Annotated in this window: 16 protein-coding genes and 2 tRNA genes; 12 read left to right on the plus strand and 6 right to left on the minus strand. The window is 60.7% G+C overall.

Going from position 1 to position 15,561, the window contains the following annotated elements; genetic code table 11:
- The gene (locus tag CH92_RS16070; protein WP_025242794.1) at window positions 1-1,263 is read left to right on the plus strand and encodes a uracil-xanthine permease family protein; all 1,263 of its coding nucleotides are present in this window, start codon (window positions 1-3) and stop codon (window positions 1,261-1,263) included.
- 90 nt (window positions 1,264-1,353) lie between these two features.
- The gene (locus tag CH92_RS16075) at window positions 1,354-1,671 is read left to right on the plus strand and encodes a YkgJ family cysteine cluster protein (protein WP_025242795.1); all 318 of its coding nucleotides are present in this window, start codon (window positions 1,354-1,356) and stop codon (window positions 1,669-1,671) included.
- A 41-nt stretch (window positions 1,672-1,712) separates the two neighbouring features.
- On the opposite strand, the gene CH92_RS16080 is transcribed toward CH92_RS16075, so the two are convergent.
- The 6 genes from CH92_RS16080 to hemA form a co-directional block, all read right to left on the minus strand.
- Window positions 1,713-2,231, minus strand: coding sequence for an acyloxyacyl hydrolase (locus tag CH92_RS16080; RefSeq protein ID WP_025242796.1), 519 nt, complete (start codon window positions 2,229-2,231; stop codon window positions 1,713-1,715).
- Between the two features lie 87 nt (window positions 2,232-2,318).
- Window positions 2,319-3,110 (minus strand): glutamate racemase, encoded by a 792-nt coding sequence (murI, locus tag CH92_RS16085; RefSeq protein WP_025242797.1) that lies wholly within the window; start codon window positions 3,108-3,110, stop codon window positions 2,319-2,321.
- On the minus strand, window positions 3,103-3,858 hold the full coding sequence (locus tag CH92_RS16090) for a molybdopterin-synthase adenylyltransferase MoeB (protein WP_025242798.1): 756 nt from the start codon (window positions 3,856-3,858) through the stop codon (window positions 3,103-3,105). Before CH92_RS16090 ends, murI begins: the two co-directional genes overlap by 8 nt.
- Window positions 3,859-3,878: 20 nt before the next feature.
- A complete protein-coding gene (prmC, locus tag CH92_RS16095; protein ID WP_025242799.1) occupies window positions 3,879-4,709 on the minus strand; it encodes a peptide chain release factor N(5)-glutamine methyltransferase in 831 nt (276 codons plus the stop codon).
- Between the two features lie 108 nt (window positions 4,710-4,817).
- Complete coding sequence (gene prfA, locus CH92_RS16100) at window positions 4,818-5,900, minus strand: peptide chain release factor 1 (RefSeq protein WP_025242800.1); 1,083 nt, start codon at window positions 5,898-5,900, stop codon at window positions 4,818-4,820.
- Window positions 5,897-7,165: a glutamyl-tRNA reductase gene (gene hemA, locus CH92_RS16105; RefSeq protein WP_025242801.1), complete on the minus strand. Its 1,269-nt coding sequence runs from the start codon at window positions 7,163-7,165 to the stop codon at window positions 5,897-5,899. The genes prfA and hemA overlap by 4 nt, the downstream gene beginning before the upstream one ends.
- A 182-nt stretch (window positions 7,166-7,347) precedes the next feature.
- Here hemA and CH92_RS16110 point away from each other — a divergent pair, with 182 nt between their 5' ends.
- From CH92_RS16110 to CH92_RS16155, 10 genes are all read left to right on the plus strand, one after another.
- A complete protein-coding gene (locus CH92_RS16110; RefSeq protein ID WP_025242802.1) occupies window positions 7,348-9,075 on the plus strand; it encodes a tetratricopeptide repeat protein in 1,728 nt (575 codons plus the stop codon).
- Window positions 9,076-9,078: 3 nt separating this feature from the next.
- On the plus strand, window positions 9,079-9,699 hold the full coding sequence (gene lolB / locus CH92_RS16115) for a lipoprotein insertase outer membrane protein LolB (RefSeq protein ID WP_025242803.1): 621 nt from the start codon (window positions 9,079-9,081) through the stop codon (window positions 9,697-9,699).
- Window positions 9,700-10,560, plus strand: a complete 861-nt coding sequence (gene ispE / locus CH92_RS16120) for a 4-(cytidine 5'-diphospho)-2-C-methyl-D-erythritol kinase (protein WP_025242804.1) — start codon at window positions 9,700-9,702, stop codon at window positions 10,558-10,560.
- A 14-nt stretch (window positions 10,561-10,574) separates the two neighbouring features.
- Window positions 10,575-10,649 (plus strand) — tRNA-Gln (locus CH92_RS16125).
- A 52-nt stretch (window positions 10,650-10,701) separates the two neighbouring features.
- A tRNA-Gln gene (locus CH92_RS16130) sits at window positions 10,702-10,776 on the plus strand.
- A gap of 83 nt (window positions 10,777-10,859) precedes the next feature.
- Window positions 10,860-11,801: a ribose-phosphate pyrophosphokinase gene (locus CH92_RS16135; RefSeq protein ID WP_025242805.1), complete on the plus strand. Its 942-nt coding sequence runs from the start codon at window positions 10,860-10,862 to the stop codon at window positions 11,799-11,801.
- A 125-nt stretch (window positions 11,802-11,926) separates the two neighbouring features.
- A complete protein-coding gene (locus tag CH92_RS16140; RefSeq protein ID WP_025242806.1) occupies window positions 11,927-12,544 on the plus strand; it encodes a 50S ribosomal protein L25/general stress protein Ctc in 618 nt (205 codons plus the stop codon).
- Between the two features lie 34 nt (window positions 12,545-12,578).
- The gene (gene pth, locus CH92_RS16145; RefSeq protein WP_025242807.1) at window positions 12,579-13,163 is read left to right on the plus strand and encodes an aminoacyl-tRNA hydrolase; all 585 of its coding nucleotides are present in this window, start codon (window positions 12,579-12,581) and stop codon (window positions 13,161-13,163) included.
- Between the two features lie 138 nt (window positions 13,164-13,301).
- Window positions 13,302-14,402, plus strand: coding sequence for a redox-regulated ATPase YchF (gene ychF, locus CH92_RS16150; RefSeq protein WP_025242808.1), 1,101 nt, complete (start codon window positions 13,302-13,304; stop codon window positions 14,400-14,402).
- A 456-nt stretch (window positions 14,403-14,858) separates the two neighbouring features.
- Complete coding sequence (locus CH92_RS16155; RefSeq protein WP_025242809.1) at window positions 14,859-15,557, plus strand: DNA-3-methyladenine glycosylase; 699 nt, start codon at window positions 14,859-14,861, stop codon at window positions 15,555-15,557.
- Window positions 15,558-15,561: the final 4 nt, after the last annotated feature.

Raw genomic sequence — 15,561 nt, forward strand, 5'->3', positions numbered from 1 at the left:
ATGTCGCAACCGATGGAAGAATCGCTCGGACGCCAGGTGCTGGCCGGCGCGCAGATGTTGTTCGTAGCGTTCGGCGCCCTGGTACTGATGCCCCTGATCACCGGGATGGACCCCAACGTCGCCCTGTTCACCGCAGGCATCGGCACTCTCTTGTTCCAGCTGGTCACCAAACGCCAGGTACCGGTATTCCTGGCGTCGAGCTTTGCCTTCATCGCGCCGATCATTGCCGCCAAAGGCGACTTCGGTCTGCCCGCGGTACTGGGTGGCGTGGTCGCTGCGGGCGTGGTTTACATGATTCTCGGCTTTGCGGTTCGCCTTAAAGGTCCCGGATTCATCGATCGGTTGCTGCCACCGGTTGTAATCGCCCCTGTGATCATTTCCATCGGCCTCGCCCTGTCGCCAGTGGCAGTGAACATGGCCATGGGCAAAGCCGGCGACGGTAGCGCCCAGCTGGTGCCATATGAAACAGCGATGATGATCTCAATGCCTGCCCTGCTGACCACGCTACTGGTGGCCGTGCTCGGCAAAGGACTGTTCCGGCTGGTGCCCATCCTGGCAGGCGTCGCGGTGGGTTATGGCCTGTCGTTCGCCTTTGGCGTGGTGGACACTGCCGGTATCGCCTCGGCGCCCTGGCTGGCGGTTCCGAACTTCGTAACGCCCGAGTTTCACTGGGGTGCGATCCTGTTCATGGTACCGGTCGCGCTGGCGCCGGCAATCGAGCATATCGGCGGCGTCGTGGCAATCGGCGGGGTCACTGGCAAGAACTTCATCAAGCAGCCGGGCCTGCATCGCACCCTGCTCGGCGACGGCTTGGCAACCTCGGCTGCCGGCCTTTTCGGCGGACCGCCCAACACCACTTATGCGGAAGTCACCGGCGCGGTCATGCTGACCAAGAACTACAACCCGAAGGTCATGACCTGGGCAGCGATCTTTGCGATCGTGCTGGCGTTCATCGGCAAGTTCGGCGCGGGACTGTTGAGCATTCCGGTGCCGGTTATGGGCGGCATTCTCTGCCTTCTGTTCGGCTCGATTGCCGTAGTCGGGCTAAGCACCTTGATCCGTCACCAGGTTGATCTCGCCGAAGCACGCAATCTCATCATCGTGTCGGTCACGCTGGTGTTCGGAATCGGCGGCATGGCCTTCGGATACGGAGAATTCAGCCTGTCCGGTATCTCGCTGTGCGCGATCATCGCCCTGATCCTCAACTTGGTGCTTCCCGGCGGAGAAGGCTGGAAGAACAAGCAGCTCGAAGAAAACAGCTGACGTCGCATCCGCCAGCACGTGCTGGCATTCTTTCCTGGTGATAAGTTGCTATCTGGAGCCAACCTGGAGCAAGGCGCGTAGACTGCCGCGATGACCTACGCCATCCCCCACCGCCAGTTGCCAGACGACAGCATCAGTTGCTCGACCTGCGCCGCCTGCTGCTGCCGACTCGAAGTGCTGCTGTTGACTGACACCGGCGTTCCCGAACGCTTCATCGATGAGGACGATTGGGGTGGGCAGGTCATGCGCCGCCTGGATGACGGCTGGTGTGCGGCACTCGATCGGGACAGCATGCGCTGCACCATCTATGCCCAACGTCCGTTGATCTGCCGGGAGTTCGAACTGGGTTCGGAAGATTGCCTGGAAGAACGCAGGGGCACTACAACGGCCTATATGGAAGAGCGCTGACGGCAACACCGCGCCGTCAGTCGCGTCTCTCAATCGACTCTTTAGAATGACGCCCGATAGTGTAGGGCGTAGCTCTCAATGCCATCGTTGGGGTTCTTGAGCCCAGCGTTGGAATAGTGGATAGCCCGCAGGCCAATTTCGTGGCCACCTGCAAAGCGCAACCCCGCGCCAAAGCGATCCTCGAACTGGAACGACGAACCCAGGTCGTTCTTCTCGACCTCGGTGTTTTCGAAGGCCGCGATGCCCACGCCCGCCTCCAGATACGGCTTCACCGAGTCGCCCGCGAACTCATAGACGAAGACCGGCGCCAGCGACAGGCTATGGTTGCTGGCAGTTTCGTCACCCTCCCAGTAGGTGTACCCAGCATCCCAATAGCCTGTGAGCCGACCGACGCTCGTCTGGAACCAGCTGCGGTTGAAGTCGAACTGCGCACCAAGACGGTAGGTCATGGTCGACTCACCGGTTTGACCCACGGCAGCGGTCAAATCCAACGCATGGGAGGCAGCCACCTGACCCAACGAAACAGCCGCAACCGCAGCGAGGGAGATCAGTTTCTTCATTCGGAATTTCCTTATCGAAAAGTTGGCATCGCGTGTAGTTTTTCGAGTATTAACCCAAATACAGAAAGCAGCCGCAGCGGGGAGTTCCTAATCAGGATAGTACGCAACCGCCCCGTGCTCCCCCCAAAGTACCGGCAGTACACTGGCCAATCGGCGGGGGTCACCGCTACTCCAGAAACGCACCGCCGCGTCGCCAGCACCCAGCTGGTCACGCACCGTGAGTATCGCTTCCAGATGTCTCGCCACCGCTGCCCCGGTATCTACCAGGGTCACCGTCGACGGAAGCAGCTCGATCAGCAGCGGCTTGATGAACGGATAGTGGGTGCAACCCAGAATCAATGTGTCGCACCCCTGCTCGATCAAGGGCTGGACGAACCCCTGTAGCAATGACCGTGTCGCCTCGGCATCGAGCTCGCCGGCTTCAATGCGCTCGACCAGACCGGGACAGGGTTGGGTAATGACGCGCACATCACTGGCAAAGCGGTCCAGCAATGCTGCAAATTTGGCGCTTTTCAATGTGCCGGTAGTGGCCAGCACCCCGACAACGCCGCTACGTGTGGCCTGCGCGGCCGGCTTGACCGCAGGCTCCATGCCCAGCAGAGGTACATCCGGGTAAAGCTGGCGGAGTTCGGCGACGCCTGCCGCAGTGGCCGTGTTACAAGCCAACACCAGCGCTTTGGCGCCCTGCTCTAGCAAGAAGGCTGCTATAGACCGACAACGCTCGCGAATGAACTCCGGGCTTTTTTCGCCATAAGGTACATGACCGCTGTCGGCCAGATAGAGCAACGACTCCTTGGGCAGGCGCGCCCGAATCTCTCGCAGCACAGACAGGCCGCCGACCCCCGAGTCGAAGACGCCGATGGGCGCGTTGTCAGCCATGGCCGTTACCGCAAACTTCACAGGCTGGGTCACGCTTGACCTTAAGCTCGCGGAAGCGACTGGACAGCGCGTCCACCAGCAACAGCCGGCCCACCAGAGGCTCACCGAAGCCAGCAAGCAGCTTCAGCGCTTCGAGAGCCTGCAGACTTCCCACCATGCCGACGACTGGCCCCAGTACGCCCGCCTCGCTACAGGTCAGCTCGGCTTCACTGCCGTGGCCGTAGAGGCAGTGGTAGCAGGGGCTGGTCGAGACCCGCGGATCGAACACCGAGAGCTGCCCCTCGAGACGGATCGCAGCGCCGCTCACCAAGGGCTTCTTCGCCGTGACGCAGGCCGCATTGACTGCTTCCCGCACGGCGAAGTTGTCGGTGCAATCAAGCACCAGATCGACTGCCGCCACCGCAGCCCCAAGGGTGTCGACATCCAACGCCGCACGATGCGGCACCAGCGTCGCCAAGGGATTAAGCGCTGACAGTCGCGCCATGACCGAGTCCACCTTATGCATGCCAACCGACGGAGTGTCGTGAGCGATCTGCCGTTGCAGGTTTGTCAGATCGACACTGTCGAAGTCCGCCAAATGCAGTTCTCCGATGCCGGCGGCAGCCAGATAAAGCGCCACGGGCGAACCCAGCCCACCCAGCCCGACGATCAGTACTCGACTCTGCTTGAGCTTAAGTTGGCCATCGATGTCGACCTGTTTCAGCAAGATCTGCCGGCTGTAGCGCAGCAGTTCGTCATCGCTCAGCATGTCGCTCTCCTCGATGATAGTCATGGTCGGCGGCCGAGGCTGATACGCTCGTGCCCACCGAAATCCCTGCGGCTCTGAACCTCGATGAATCCGCGCTCAACAAGCAACGCGCGGACCGCGGGCGCCTGATCGTAGCCGTGTTCCAACAGCAGCCAACCCTGGTCGAGCAGATGGCTAGGGGCGCTCGCGATGATCTGACGAATATCGTCCAGACCGTCATCTCCGGCCATCAGTGCACTGCTTGGTTCGAAGCGCACATCCCCCTCCTGAAGATGTGGGTCATGCGCTGGGATATAGGGCGGATTACTGACAATGAGCGAAAAAAAACGCTGCCCATCGAGTGCGGAAAACCACCGGCTTTCGCAAAACACGGCGTTGTCGAGGCGCAACCGCTGGGCATTGCGCGCCGCCAGCTCTACTGTCTCGGCGACGCGATCGACCCCGGTCACCTGCCAGGCCGGCCGCTCATGAGCCAGTGCCAAGGCGATCGCGCCAGTGCCGGTGCCCAGATCCAGTATGTCGGCCGGGATCGGCGGCAATAACTGCAACGCGGTTTCGACCAGCAGTTCGGTGTCCGGCCTGGGGATCAAGGTATGGGGAGCGACCTCGAACTCAAGGCTCCAAAAGCCCTGATAACCCAGTATGTAAGCCACCGGCTCACCGCGACGACGACGCGCGAGATCAGCGGCGAAACGCGCTTCGCACTCGGCCGGCACTTCTCGTTCGGGCCAGGTACGCAGATAGCTGGCGGGTTTGCCCAGCGCCGCGGCCAGCAGCCATTCGGCATCAAGCTTGGCGGACGGTGAGTCCGGCAGAACAGCAGCACGCAGCAGTGATTCGATGGTGGCCATGAAGGCGCTTCCGTAGGAGCCGGTTGGCCGATGCGGCATGCCGGGATTAGGTCAGTATCGTCAGTGGCGAGGCGAACGGCGCTTTGCACGGCCCCCAACAGGTTGCGATCAATCACCCAACGCCGCTAGCTGGTCCGCCTGGTACTCCTGCAGCAATGGCTCGATCACCTGCTCGACTGCGCCGCCAATCACTTCGTTGAGCGAATACAGCGTCAGATTGATGCGGTGATCGGTCACCCGCCCCTGCGGAAAGTTGTAGGTACGGATACGTTCGGAGCGATCGCCCGAGCCGACCAGCAGCTTGCGCGTATCGGAAATTTCCTTATGCGCGGCACTGTCCTGCACGTCCTGCAGCTTGGCCGCCAGCCACGCGATGGCGCGGGCGCGGTTCTTGTGCTGCGAGCGCTCTTCTTGACACTCCACGACGATGCCGCTGGGCAAGTGCGTAATGCGTACCGCCGAATCGGTCTTGTTAATGTGCTGACCACCGGCGCCGGAGGCCCGGTAGGTGTCGACACGCAGATCGGCCGGATTGATCTCGATGGCGATTTGCTCGTCCGGTTCCGGCAGTACCGCAACGGTACAGGCAGAGGTATGAATGCGCCCCTGGGACTCGGTCTCCGGGACACGCTGTACACGATGCGCGCCGGATTCGAACTTGAGTTTGGCGAATACATTGTCGCCTTCGACGCGCGAGATGACTTCTTTATAGCCGCCGTGCTCCCCAGGGCTTTCGGACAGGATCTCGACGCGCCAGCCGTGGCGTTCGGCATAGCGCGAATACATCCGGAACAGGTCGCCGGAAAATATCGCCGCCTCGTCGCCGCCGGTACCGGCGCGAATCTCCAGAAAGACGTTTCGCCCGTCTTTGGGATCCTTGGGCAGCAGCATGCGCTGCAGGCAGGCTTCGATCTCCTCGAGGCGGTTCTGGGCGTCGCCGACTTCTTCCTCAGCCATTTCGCGCATCTCCGGATCGCTGTCCTTGAGCAGCGCCTGGGCGCCCTCCAGATCGGCCCGGGTCTTGCGGTAGTCGCGATAGGTAGCAATGACCGGCTCAACCTCGGCGTACTCACGCGAATAAGCGCGAAAGCGAGTTTGATCGCTGATCACTTCGGCGTCGCCAAGCAACGCCGTAAGCTCTTCGAAGCGGTCCTGCAGAATGTCGAGTTTGTTGAGCAGCGACGCTTTCATGATTTGTCCGTACTGTCCTGCAAGGCGAAGAGTTCCTGAACGATGCTCAGTGCCTCCCCCCGCCCTTCGGCGGAAAGTTTTTTAAGCTGGACGCTGGGCACGTGCAGCAGCTTGTTGGTCAACCCGCGTGCCAGCTGAGCCAGCGCATCCTCGGGCGTGCCGCCATTGGCCAGCAGCCGCTGGGCCTTGAACATCTCTTCGTCGCGAATGCGTTCGGCATGCTGCCGGTAGGCCTTGAGCACATCCACGGCGGCCAGCTCACGCAGCCGCGCCATGAAGTCGTCGGTACCGGCTGCGACCAGTTCTTCCGCGGCCTGAGCGGCGCCCTGGCGGCTCTTCAGGTTCTCTGCAACCACCTCATGCAAATCGTCGACGGTATAAAGGTAGACATCGTCCAGCTCACCGACCTGCGCCTCTATGTCGCGGGGCACGGCGATATCAACCATGAACATCGGTTTGTGCTTGCGCTTCTTCAGCGCCTGCTCCACGGCACCCTTGCCGAGGATCGGCAGCTGGCTGGCCGTGGAGCTGATGACGATGTCGCTGTTGTGGAGTTCATGCGGGATGTCGGCAAGCAGTATCGCGTGTGCACCGAACTGCTCGGCCAGAATACTGGCGCGTTCGAGCGTGCGGTTGGCAACCACGATGCGCTTGACGCCCTGCTCGTGCAGGTGGCGAGCGACCAACGTGATGGTTTCGCCGGCGCCAATCAGCAAGGCCTGACTGCGATGCAAATTGGCAAAGATCTGCTTGGCCAGACTGACCGCCGCAAAGGCCACCGAGACCGGGTTTTCGCCGATGGCGGTATCCGTTCGCACAGTTTTGGCGGTGCTGAAGGTCGCCTGAAACAGGCGCCCCAACAGCGGGCCGACGCTACCGGCCTCGCGCGCAACGGCGTAGGCCGACTTCATTTGCCCGAGAATCTGCGGTTCACCGAGCACCATGGAATCCAGCCCTGAGGCGACGCGCATCATGTGCCGCACCGCCTGATCGTCGGTATGGACGTAGGCGCAGGCCTTGAGATCATCAAGGCTCAAGCGATGGTAATTGGCCAGCCAGGCCAGTACCGCCTCGGCTTCGATCTGGTCCTGCTCAAGATATAGCTCGCTGCGATTGCAGGTCGACAGGATTGCCGCTTCGCGTGTTGGCGTGACACGACACAGCTGCTGCAACGCCTCAACCATCTGTTCGGGCGTGAACGCAACACGCTCGCGCACATCCACCGATGCGGTCTTGTGATTGATGCCAAGCGCGATGAAAGCCATGCAGGGTCGCTGATTCGAAAAACGGAGCGCGCGATTCTCCTACTTCGCCTGCTTCAGAACAACCGTTGCCCATCATTGTCTCTACCAGATCGAGCCGCCCGATTCGCCTGGCAAGCCAGCCCATGTGCTTGCCTGACGGCTTGTGTCATCATGCCGCGACCGCAGACCAGCCTATATTCCCTATGAAAAAACTCCTCGCCATCAGCGCCGTCCTGCTTCTCGGTGGCTGTCAAAGCTTCATGCAGAGCCCCCCCGACAGCAGCCCGCCGATCGAGGAGGCCACACCGCAAGCAGCAGAAACCAGCCCGAGCGAATATGGCTCATTCAGCAGCGACACACTTTATGCATTGTTGGTGGCCGAGCTGGCTGGCCAGCGCAATCGCTTCGATATCGCCCTGGGCAACTATGTTCAGCAGGCTAACGCGACCCAGGACCCCGGGGTAGCCGAACGCGGTTTTCGTATTGCCGAATACCTCGGCGCCGATCAGGCGGCGCTGGACACGGCGATGATCTGGGCGAGCAACGCACCGGACAATCTCGATGCCCAACGTGCCGCAGCGGTGCAGCTGGCGCGCGCCGGGCGCTACGAGGAATCGCTGCAATTCATGGAGAAAGTGCTGCAGGGCCAAGGCGATACGCACTTCGATTTCCTTGCCCTGTCAGCGGCCGAAACCGACCCGGATACGCGCACCGGCCTACTCAAGAGCTTCGACCAGCTATTGGCCAAACACCCTGACAATCCCCAACTGAAATTCGGCAAGGCCGTACTGCTGCAACAGGACGGCCGCCCTGAAGAAGCACTCGCGTTGCTCGAAGAGCAACCGGCCAAGGAACAGGAAATCCCCTCGATCCTGCTCCAGGCTCGACTGCTGCAGATGCTTGAACGTGGTAAGGAAGCACTGCCGCTGCTGGAGAAAGGCCTTCGTCAGCACCCCGAAGACAAGCGCCTGCGCCTGACCTATGCACGCTTGCTAGTCGAGCAGGACCGCCTTGACGACGCCATGGGCGAATTCGCCACCTTGGTCCAACAAAACCCCGCCGACGACGATCTGCGCTTTTCAATGGCCCTCGTGTGCCTCGAAGCGCAAGCGTGGCGCGAGGCGATTGTTTATCTGCACGAGCTTATCGAGCGCGGCAGCCACCTCGACGCAGCCAACTTCAATCTCGGCCGTGCCTATCGCGAGCTGGACAACCGGGAGCAAGCGTTGAACGCGTTCGCTAAGGTCGGCCCCGGCAACGAGTACTTGCCGGCGAAGCTCATGCAGGCGGAGCTGCTGTTTGCCCTTGGCCGCAATCAGGAAGCGTCACGCCTGTTGGCCAGCGCCCGGGAGGAGCAGCCTGACTATGCGATCCAGCTATACCTGATCGAGATCGAAGCGCTTTCGGGACAACAGCAGATCAAAGCGGCCTGGGAACTGGCCGAGCAAGCGCTGGAGCAGTTTCCCGACGACCTCAACTTGCTCTACACCCGAGCCATGATCGCCGAGAAGCGTGGCGACCTGGCTCAGCTGGAGCGAGATCTGCGCTATATCATCGAGCGCGAACCAGACAATGCCATGGCCATCAACGCGCTGGGCTATACACTCGCCGATCGTACCGACCGATACGATGAAGCCCTTGCCCTCATTGAGCAGGCCTACCGCATCAACCCGGACGATGCCGCCATTCTAGACAGCCTTGGCTGGGTCAATTATCGGCTGGGCAATCTTGACGAAGCCGAAAGCCAATTGCGCAAGGCGTATACGCGCATGTCGGACCATGAAGTCGCCGCACACCTGGGCGAGGTGCTCTGGGCGTCCGGCGAGCAGCGAGAAGCCAGAGCGATCTGGGCCGAAGCGCTGAAGCAGCAACCGGACAGCCAGGTGCTGCGCGAAACCATCAAACGCCTGACCGGCTCGGAGAACCTCTGACACATGAAGTCGATGCGCAACCTGCTGATTTCCACTCTTGTACTGCTGCTCGCCGGCTGCGCCGGTCTCGGCCCGCAGGAATCTGTCGAAGGTCCAGGCAGTGCCGATGACTGGAAGGCCCACAAAGGGCAGATCAGCGAAATCGACGGCTGGCAGATCAATGGCAAGATTGGCATTCGCGCGCCGCAGGACTCGGGCAGCGGCACGCTGTTCTGGCTACAGCGCCAGGATTATTTCGACATCCGGCTGTCCGGTCCGCTGGGCCGCGGCGCCACTCGTCTGACCGGTCGCCCTGACGCCGTCGCGCTGGAAGTTGCAGGTCAGGGCCGCTTCGAAGCCGAGTCGCCAGAAGCGCTGGTGGAAAGTCAGCTCGGCTGGCAGCTGCCGGTGTCGAATCTGCTCTGGTGGGTGCGCGGCCTCCCCTCCCCGGACAGCCGCAGCCGTGTCGCGCTGGATGCCAATGGGCGCCTTGCCAGTCTGCAACAGGACGACTGGGACGTGCAGTATCTCGGCTACAGCGAGGAAAGCGGCTACAGCCTGCCGTCGCGTATCAAACTGGCCGGTCGAGACCTGCAGATTACGCTCGTGATCAAGGACTGGCAGCCGCGCCGGCTCGGTCATTGAATGCACAGGCTGACCTTGCCGGCACCGGCCAAACTCAACCTGATGCTGCACATACTCGGCCGTCGCGCCGACGGCTATCACGAGCTGCAGACGCTCTTCCAGTTTCTCGATTTCGGCGACGAACTGAGCTTCACGCCGCGGGCGGACGGCCAGATTCGCCTGCACTCCGAACTGCCGGGCGTGGCGCATGACGACAACCTGATCGTGCGTGCGGCTCGCCTGCTGCAGACCCAGAGCGGATGCAGCCAGGGAGCCGACATAGAATTGGTCAAGCGTCTGCCCATGGGCGGAGGAATCGGCGGCGGCAGTTCCGATGCAGCGACCACGCTGCTTGGCCTCGATCATCTGTGGCAAACCCATCTCGGCGAAGAGCGCCTGGCCGAGATCGGCTTGTCGCTTGGAGCCGATGTGCCGGTCTTCGTCAGAGGCCGAGCGGCCTTCGCCGAAGGGGTTGGCGAGCGCCTGCAACCGGTCGAATTGAGCGAACCCTGGTTCCTCGTGATCGCCCCGCAAGTCTCTGTTAGTACAGCGGAAATATTTTCCGACCCAGAGTTGACACGCAATACCCCGGCCATTACAGTTCGCAGCCTTCTTGCAGGGGGCGGTCATAACGACTGTCAGCCGGTGGTCGAAAGGCGTTACCCAGAGGTTCGTAACGCTTTGAGCTTGTTGAACAAATTTGTTCCAGCAAAGATGACCGGCACTGGAGCTTGTGTGTTTGGGAGCTTCCCAAACAAAGGCGAGGCTGATAGAGTTTGCCGCCAACTTCCAGCCGATTTACCAGCTTTCGTAGCACAAGGCCGCAACATTTCGATGCTGCACCGAAGGCTTGCGCAGCTGACGCAGGAAGTGAGTGATTAGAGGTTGTACGTTGTAGGGGCGTCGCCAAGCGGTAAGGCACCAGGTTTTGATCCTGGCATGCGTTGGTTCGAATCCAGCCGCCCCTGCCATAACCTTTCGAGGTTGCTACAGCCAGACGATCACTTTCAGGGTTACATCTACAGGGGCGTCGCCAAGCGGTAAGGCACCAGGTTTTGATCCTGGCATGCGTTGGTTCGAATCCAGCCGCCCCTGCCAAACATCACGAGAGCTGTTCAAAACGCCTGGCCTTTTGAACAGCTTTTTGTTTCATCGGATCCACCCTCAGGCAGGTACTGCGCGTGTCCAAGATGATGGTCTTCACGGGGAACGCCAACCCCGACCTGGCCCGGCGTGTTGTACGTCAGCTGCATATCCCTCTCGGTGACGCCTACGTCGGTAAATTCTCCGACGGCGAAATCAGTGTCGAAATCAATGAGAACGTTCGTGGTAAGGACGTCTTTCTGATTCAACCGACCTGTGCCCCCACCAATGACAACCTGATGGAACTGGTCGTGATGGCAGATGCCTTCCGCCGGTCCTCCGCTACCCGCATTACAGCCGTCATTCCCTACTTTGGTTATGCCCGTCAGGACCGCCGTCCGCGTTCCGCACGTGTGCCGATCAGCGCCAAGGTCGTGGCCGACATGCTCGATGTAGTGGGCGTCAACCGTGTGCTTACGGTTGATCTGCATGCTGATCAGATCCAAGGTTTTTTCGACCTACCCGTGGACAACATCTACGGCTCGCCGGTCCTGGTCGATGACATCCAGGCTCAGCGCTTCGAGAACCTGATGATCGTTTCCCCTGACATTGGTGGTGTGGTGCGTGCTCGCGCCGTCGCCAAGTCGCTGGGTGTGGATCTGGCGATCATCGACAAGCGCCGCCCAAAGGCTAACCAGTCCGAAGTGATGCACATCATCGGTGATATCGAAGGCCGTACCTGCATCCTCGTCGATGACATGGTCGATACCGCCGGCACTCTGTGCCACGCCGCTACTGCTCTGAAAGATCATGGTGCTGCCAAGGTCTTCGCGTATTGCACTCATCCAATTCTGTCCGGTCGCGCCATCGAGAACATCGAAGGCTCGGTTCTCGACGAACTGGTGGTGACCAATACCATTCCGCTGTCCGCAGCGGCGCAAGCCTGTACCCGTATTCGCCAATTGGACATCGCGCCAATGGTCGCTGAGGCGGTTCGCCGCATCAGCAATGCTGAATCGATCAGCGCGATGTTCCGCTAAGCCTTAAAAGCTCAGCCCTTCGCGCAGACGAAAATGTGCCCCGCCCCGTGCGGGGCTTTTTGCCCAACCACCCGGTAGTGCTGGTCGCAAGCACTTCGGGTGCGTTGTTATCCTGGAGAAACACAATGACTGATTTCACTCTGAATGCCCAAGTGCGTTCCGACCTGGGGAAAGGTGCGAGCCGCCGCCTGCGTCGTAATGCCAACCTCGTTCCTGCCGTGATCTACGGTGGCGACAAAGCTCCGCAGTCCATCAGCCTGCTGCTGAAAGACGTCACTAAGCTGCTCGAAACCGAAGCCTCTTTCAGCCACGTGCTGACCCTGAACGTCGATGGCCAGAACGAGTCCGTTCTGATCAAGGCGCTGCAGCGTCATCCGGCCAAAGGTTTCGTTCTGCACGCTGACTTCGTCCGCGTTGTTGCGGGTCACAAGCTGACTGCTACCGTTCCGTTGCACTTCATCAACCAGGAGTCCTCGGTTGGCGTGAAGCAGCAAGGTGGCGAAATCCTGCACAACATCAACGAAGTTGAAGTTTCCTGCATGCCGCAGGATCTGCCGGAGTTCATCGAAGTCGACATGGCCAACGTTGAAGTCGGTCAGGTTCTGCACATGACCGACCTCAAGCTGCCGAAAGGCGTTGAGTTGGTCGCCCTGGCTCATGGCAGCGACCTGCCAGTTGCCAACGTTCACGCGCCGCGCGTGAGCAAGGAAGACACTCCGAAAGAAGAAGGCGCTGCCGAGTAATCCACTCGTCATCACCTGAGGAAGGGCCTCTGTCGTGACTGCCGTTAAACTGATCGTCGGCCTGGGTAATCCAGGCCCTGAATACGACCAGACCCGGCATAACGCAGGGGCCCTTTTCGTTGAGCGTCTGGCTGCCCTCAAGGGCGTCGATCTCAGCGTCGATCGCAAATATTTTGGCCTGGTCGGCAAGTTTCGCCATCAGGACGAAGACATCCGCCTGTTGATTCCCACCACCTTCATGAACCGCAGCGGTCAGGCGGTGGCGGCACTCGCCGGATTTTTCCGAATTCCCCCCGAGTCCATCCTGGTTGCCCATGATGAACTCGACATGCCTCCAGGCGTTGCCAAGCTCAAACAGGGCGGCGGCCATGGCGGGCACAACGGGCTTCGCGACATCATCGCCAGGCTCGGCAACCAGAACAGTTTTTATCGCCTGCGTCTAGGCATCGGCCATCCCGGGCACAGCAGCTTGGTGACCGGCTATGTGCTGGGCCGAGCACCTCAGGCCGAGCGCGAGAAGCTGGACGCCAGCATCGATTTCACGCTCGACGTACTGCCCGAAATTCTGGCGGGCGACTGGACGCGAGCGATGCAGCGCCTGCACAGCCAGAAGGCCTGATCGAACTCGACGCAGGAAAGCAAGACAAGGCAACGGCAGCGTGGAAGGTCTGCATTACAGCGCATTACGAAGCCGTTTAACGCAGTTTGGCAACGCCGGTAGCGCATCAGCTTCCAGCCAATACCGAGGCAAGACACCATGGGATTCAATTGCGGCATCGTCGGCCTGCCCAACGTCGGCAAGTCCACCCTGTTCAACGCGCTGACCAAATCCGGTATCGCTGCGGAAAACTTCCCTTTCTGCACCATCGAGCCGAACAGCGGCATCGTCCCGATGCCCGATCCGCGCCTGCAGGCCCTGGCTGATATCGTCAAGCCCGAGAAGATCCTGCCGACCACCATGGAGTTCGTCGACATCGCGGGGCTGGTTGAAGGCGCCTCCAAGGGTGAAGGCCTGGGTAACAAGTTCCTGGCCAACATCCGTGAGACCGATGCCATCGCTCACGTGGTGCGTTGCTTCGAAGACGAGAACGTCATTCACGTTTCCAACTCGGTCGACCCCAAGCGCGACATCGAAATCATCGAGCTCGAGCTGATCTTTGCCGACCTCGACAGCTGCGAAAAGCAGCTGCAGCGCGTGACGCGCAATGCCAAAGGCGGCGATAAGGAAGCCGTGGCGCAGAAGGCGCTGCTGGAAAAGCTGATCCCCCACTTCACTGAAGGCAAGCCGGCACGCACCCTGCTGAAGAAGCTAGGTGACGACGAGATTCAGCTGGCCAAGGGCTTCCATCTGCTGACCAGCAAGCCGGTCATGTACATCGCCAACGTCGCCGAGGACGGCTTCGAGAACAACCCGCACCTGGACGTAGTGAACGCTATCGCCGCCGAAGAAGGCGCTGTCGTGGTCCCGGTGTGCAACAAGATCGAAGCGGAAATCGCCGAACTGGACGATGGCGAAGAAAAGGACATGTTCCTCGAATCCCTCGGCCTCGATGAGCCGGGCCTGAACCGGGTGATCCGTGCGGGTTACGAATTGCTCAACCTGCAAACCTACTTCACCGCCGGGGTGAAGGAAGTCCGCGCCTGGACCGTGAAAGTTGGCGCTACTGCCCCTCAAGGCGCAGGCGTGATCCACACCGACTTCGAGAAAGGCTTCATCCGCGCTGAAGTGGTCGCCTACAACGACTTCATACAGTACAAGGGCGAAGCCGGGGCTAAAGAAGCGGGCAAATGGCGTCTGGAAGGCAAGGAGTACATCATCAAGGATGGCGACGTGATGCACTTCCGCTTCAACGTCTAAGCGGAACCATTATTTTACGAGCGTTTCGTGAACCACCCGAAAGTCACGAGCATCAGAGAGGCCGCGCACTAGCGCGGCCTCTGCGTTTCAGCATCTACCCGAAATTGCCCTGCTGCCCGATAAACGATTGCAAACACGCTTACGGTTTTTTGCCGCCGTCTAGAACCTAGAGCCTGCCATCCACTCGATAACGCAGCCCCCGTAGTGGAGGAAATGCAAGGGCGATGATGTGATCTACGCCAAGCACCCGCATGACCTTCCTAAGCGCAACAGTGCAGCCATGCCTCAACCATGCCTCAACCATGCCTCAACCGGATCAGAGCGGCTCGGGCGGGCCTCGAGGGGCCTGACTTCAACATCTGTCTGACGACCGGCACGGGAACCATTCATCGGTTGGGGAATATTCGCCCCGTTTACGCGGTCGGAACAGGCAGACTTGCCGAAGCCGGAGTAGCGATGAACAGCCTCACCGAACCACCGATACAGCATCTCGACGACGCCTTTTTCAACCGGGACGCGCAGATCGTCGCTCAGGATCTGCTGGGCACCGTGATTCGGCATTGCGTCGATGGGCTCTGGTTGTCGGCTCGCATCATCGAGACCGAGGCCTACTACGTCGACGAAAAGGCCAGCCATTCCTCGCTCGGCTACAGTCCGTCGCGGCGGGCGATGTTCATGCCCGCCGGGCACCTCTACCTCTATTATTCGCGCGGTGGCGATTCGCTGAACTTCAGCGTGCAAGGCGAAGGCAACGCGGTGTGCATCAAGGCCGGCTACCCCTGGGTCGATTCGCTGTCCTGCGAGGAATCCATCGAGCGTATGCGCAGCAACAGCCCAGCCGCTGCCGGCGGACCTCGTCCGCTCACCCGCCTCTGCTCCGGCCAGACACTGCTGTGCAAGGCGCTGGGCCTGACTGTCACGCAATGGAACGCCCAACGCATGGACCCGACCCGCTTGCGGGTGGACGACATCGGCGCCCGTCCGGACATCGTCCAGACCACGCGCCTGGGCATTCCAACCGGTCGCGACGAGCACCTCCCGTACCGTTTCGTCGATGCGGGCTTTGCCGCGCACTGCACGCGCAATCCCTTACGCCGCGGACAACAGGAAGGCCAGGATTACGTCCTGCTGCACCGCGAGTTGCTGGCCAGTTGATGCG

The organism is Stutzerimonas stutzeri, assembly GCF_000590475.1.
Taxonomy (GTDB): Bacteria; Pseudomonadota; Gammaproteobacteria; order Pseudomonadales; family Pseudomonadaceae; genus Stutzerimonas; species Stutzerimonas stutzeri_D.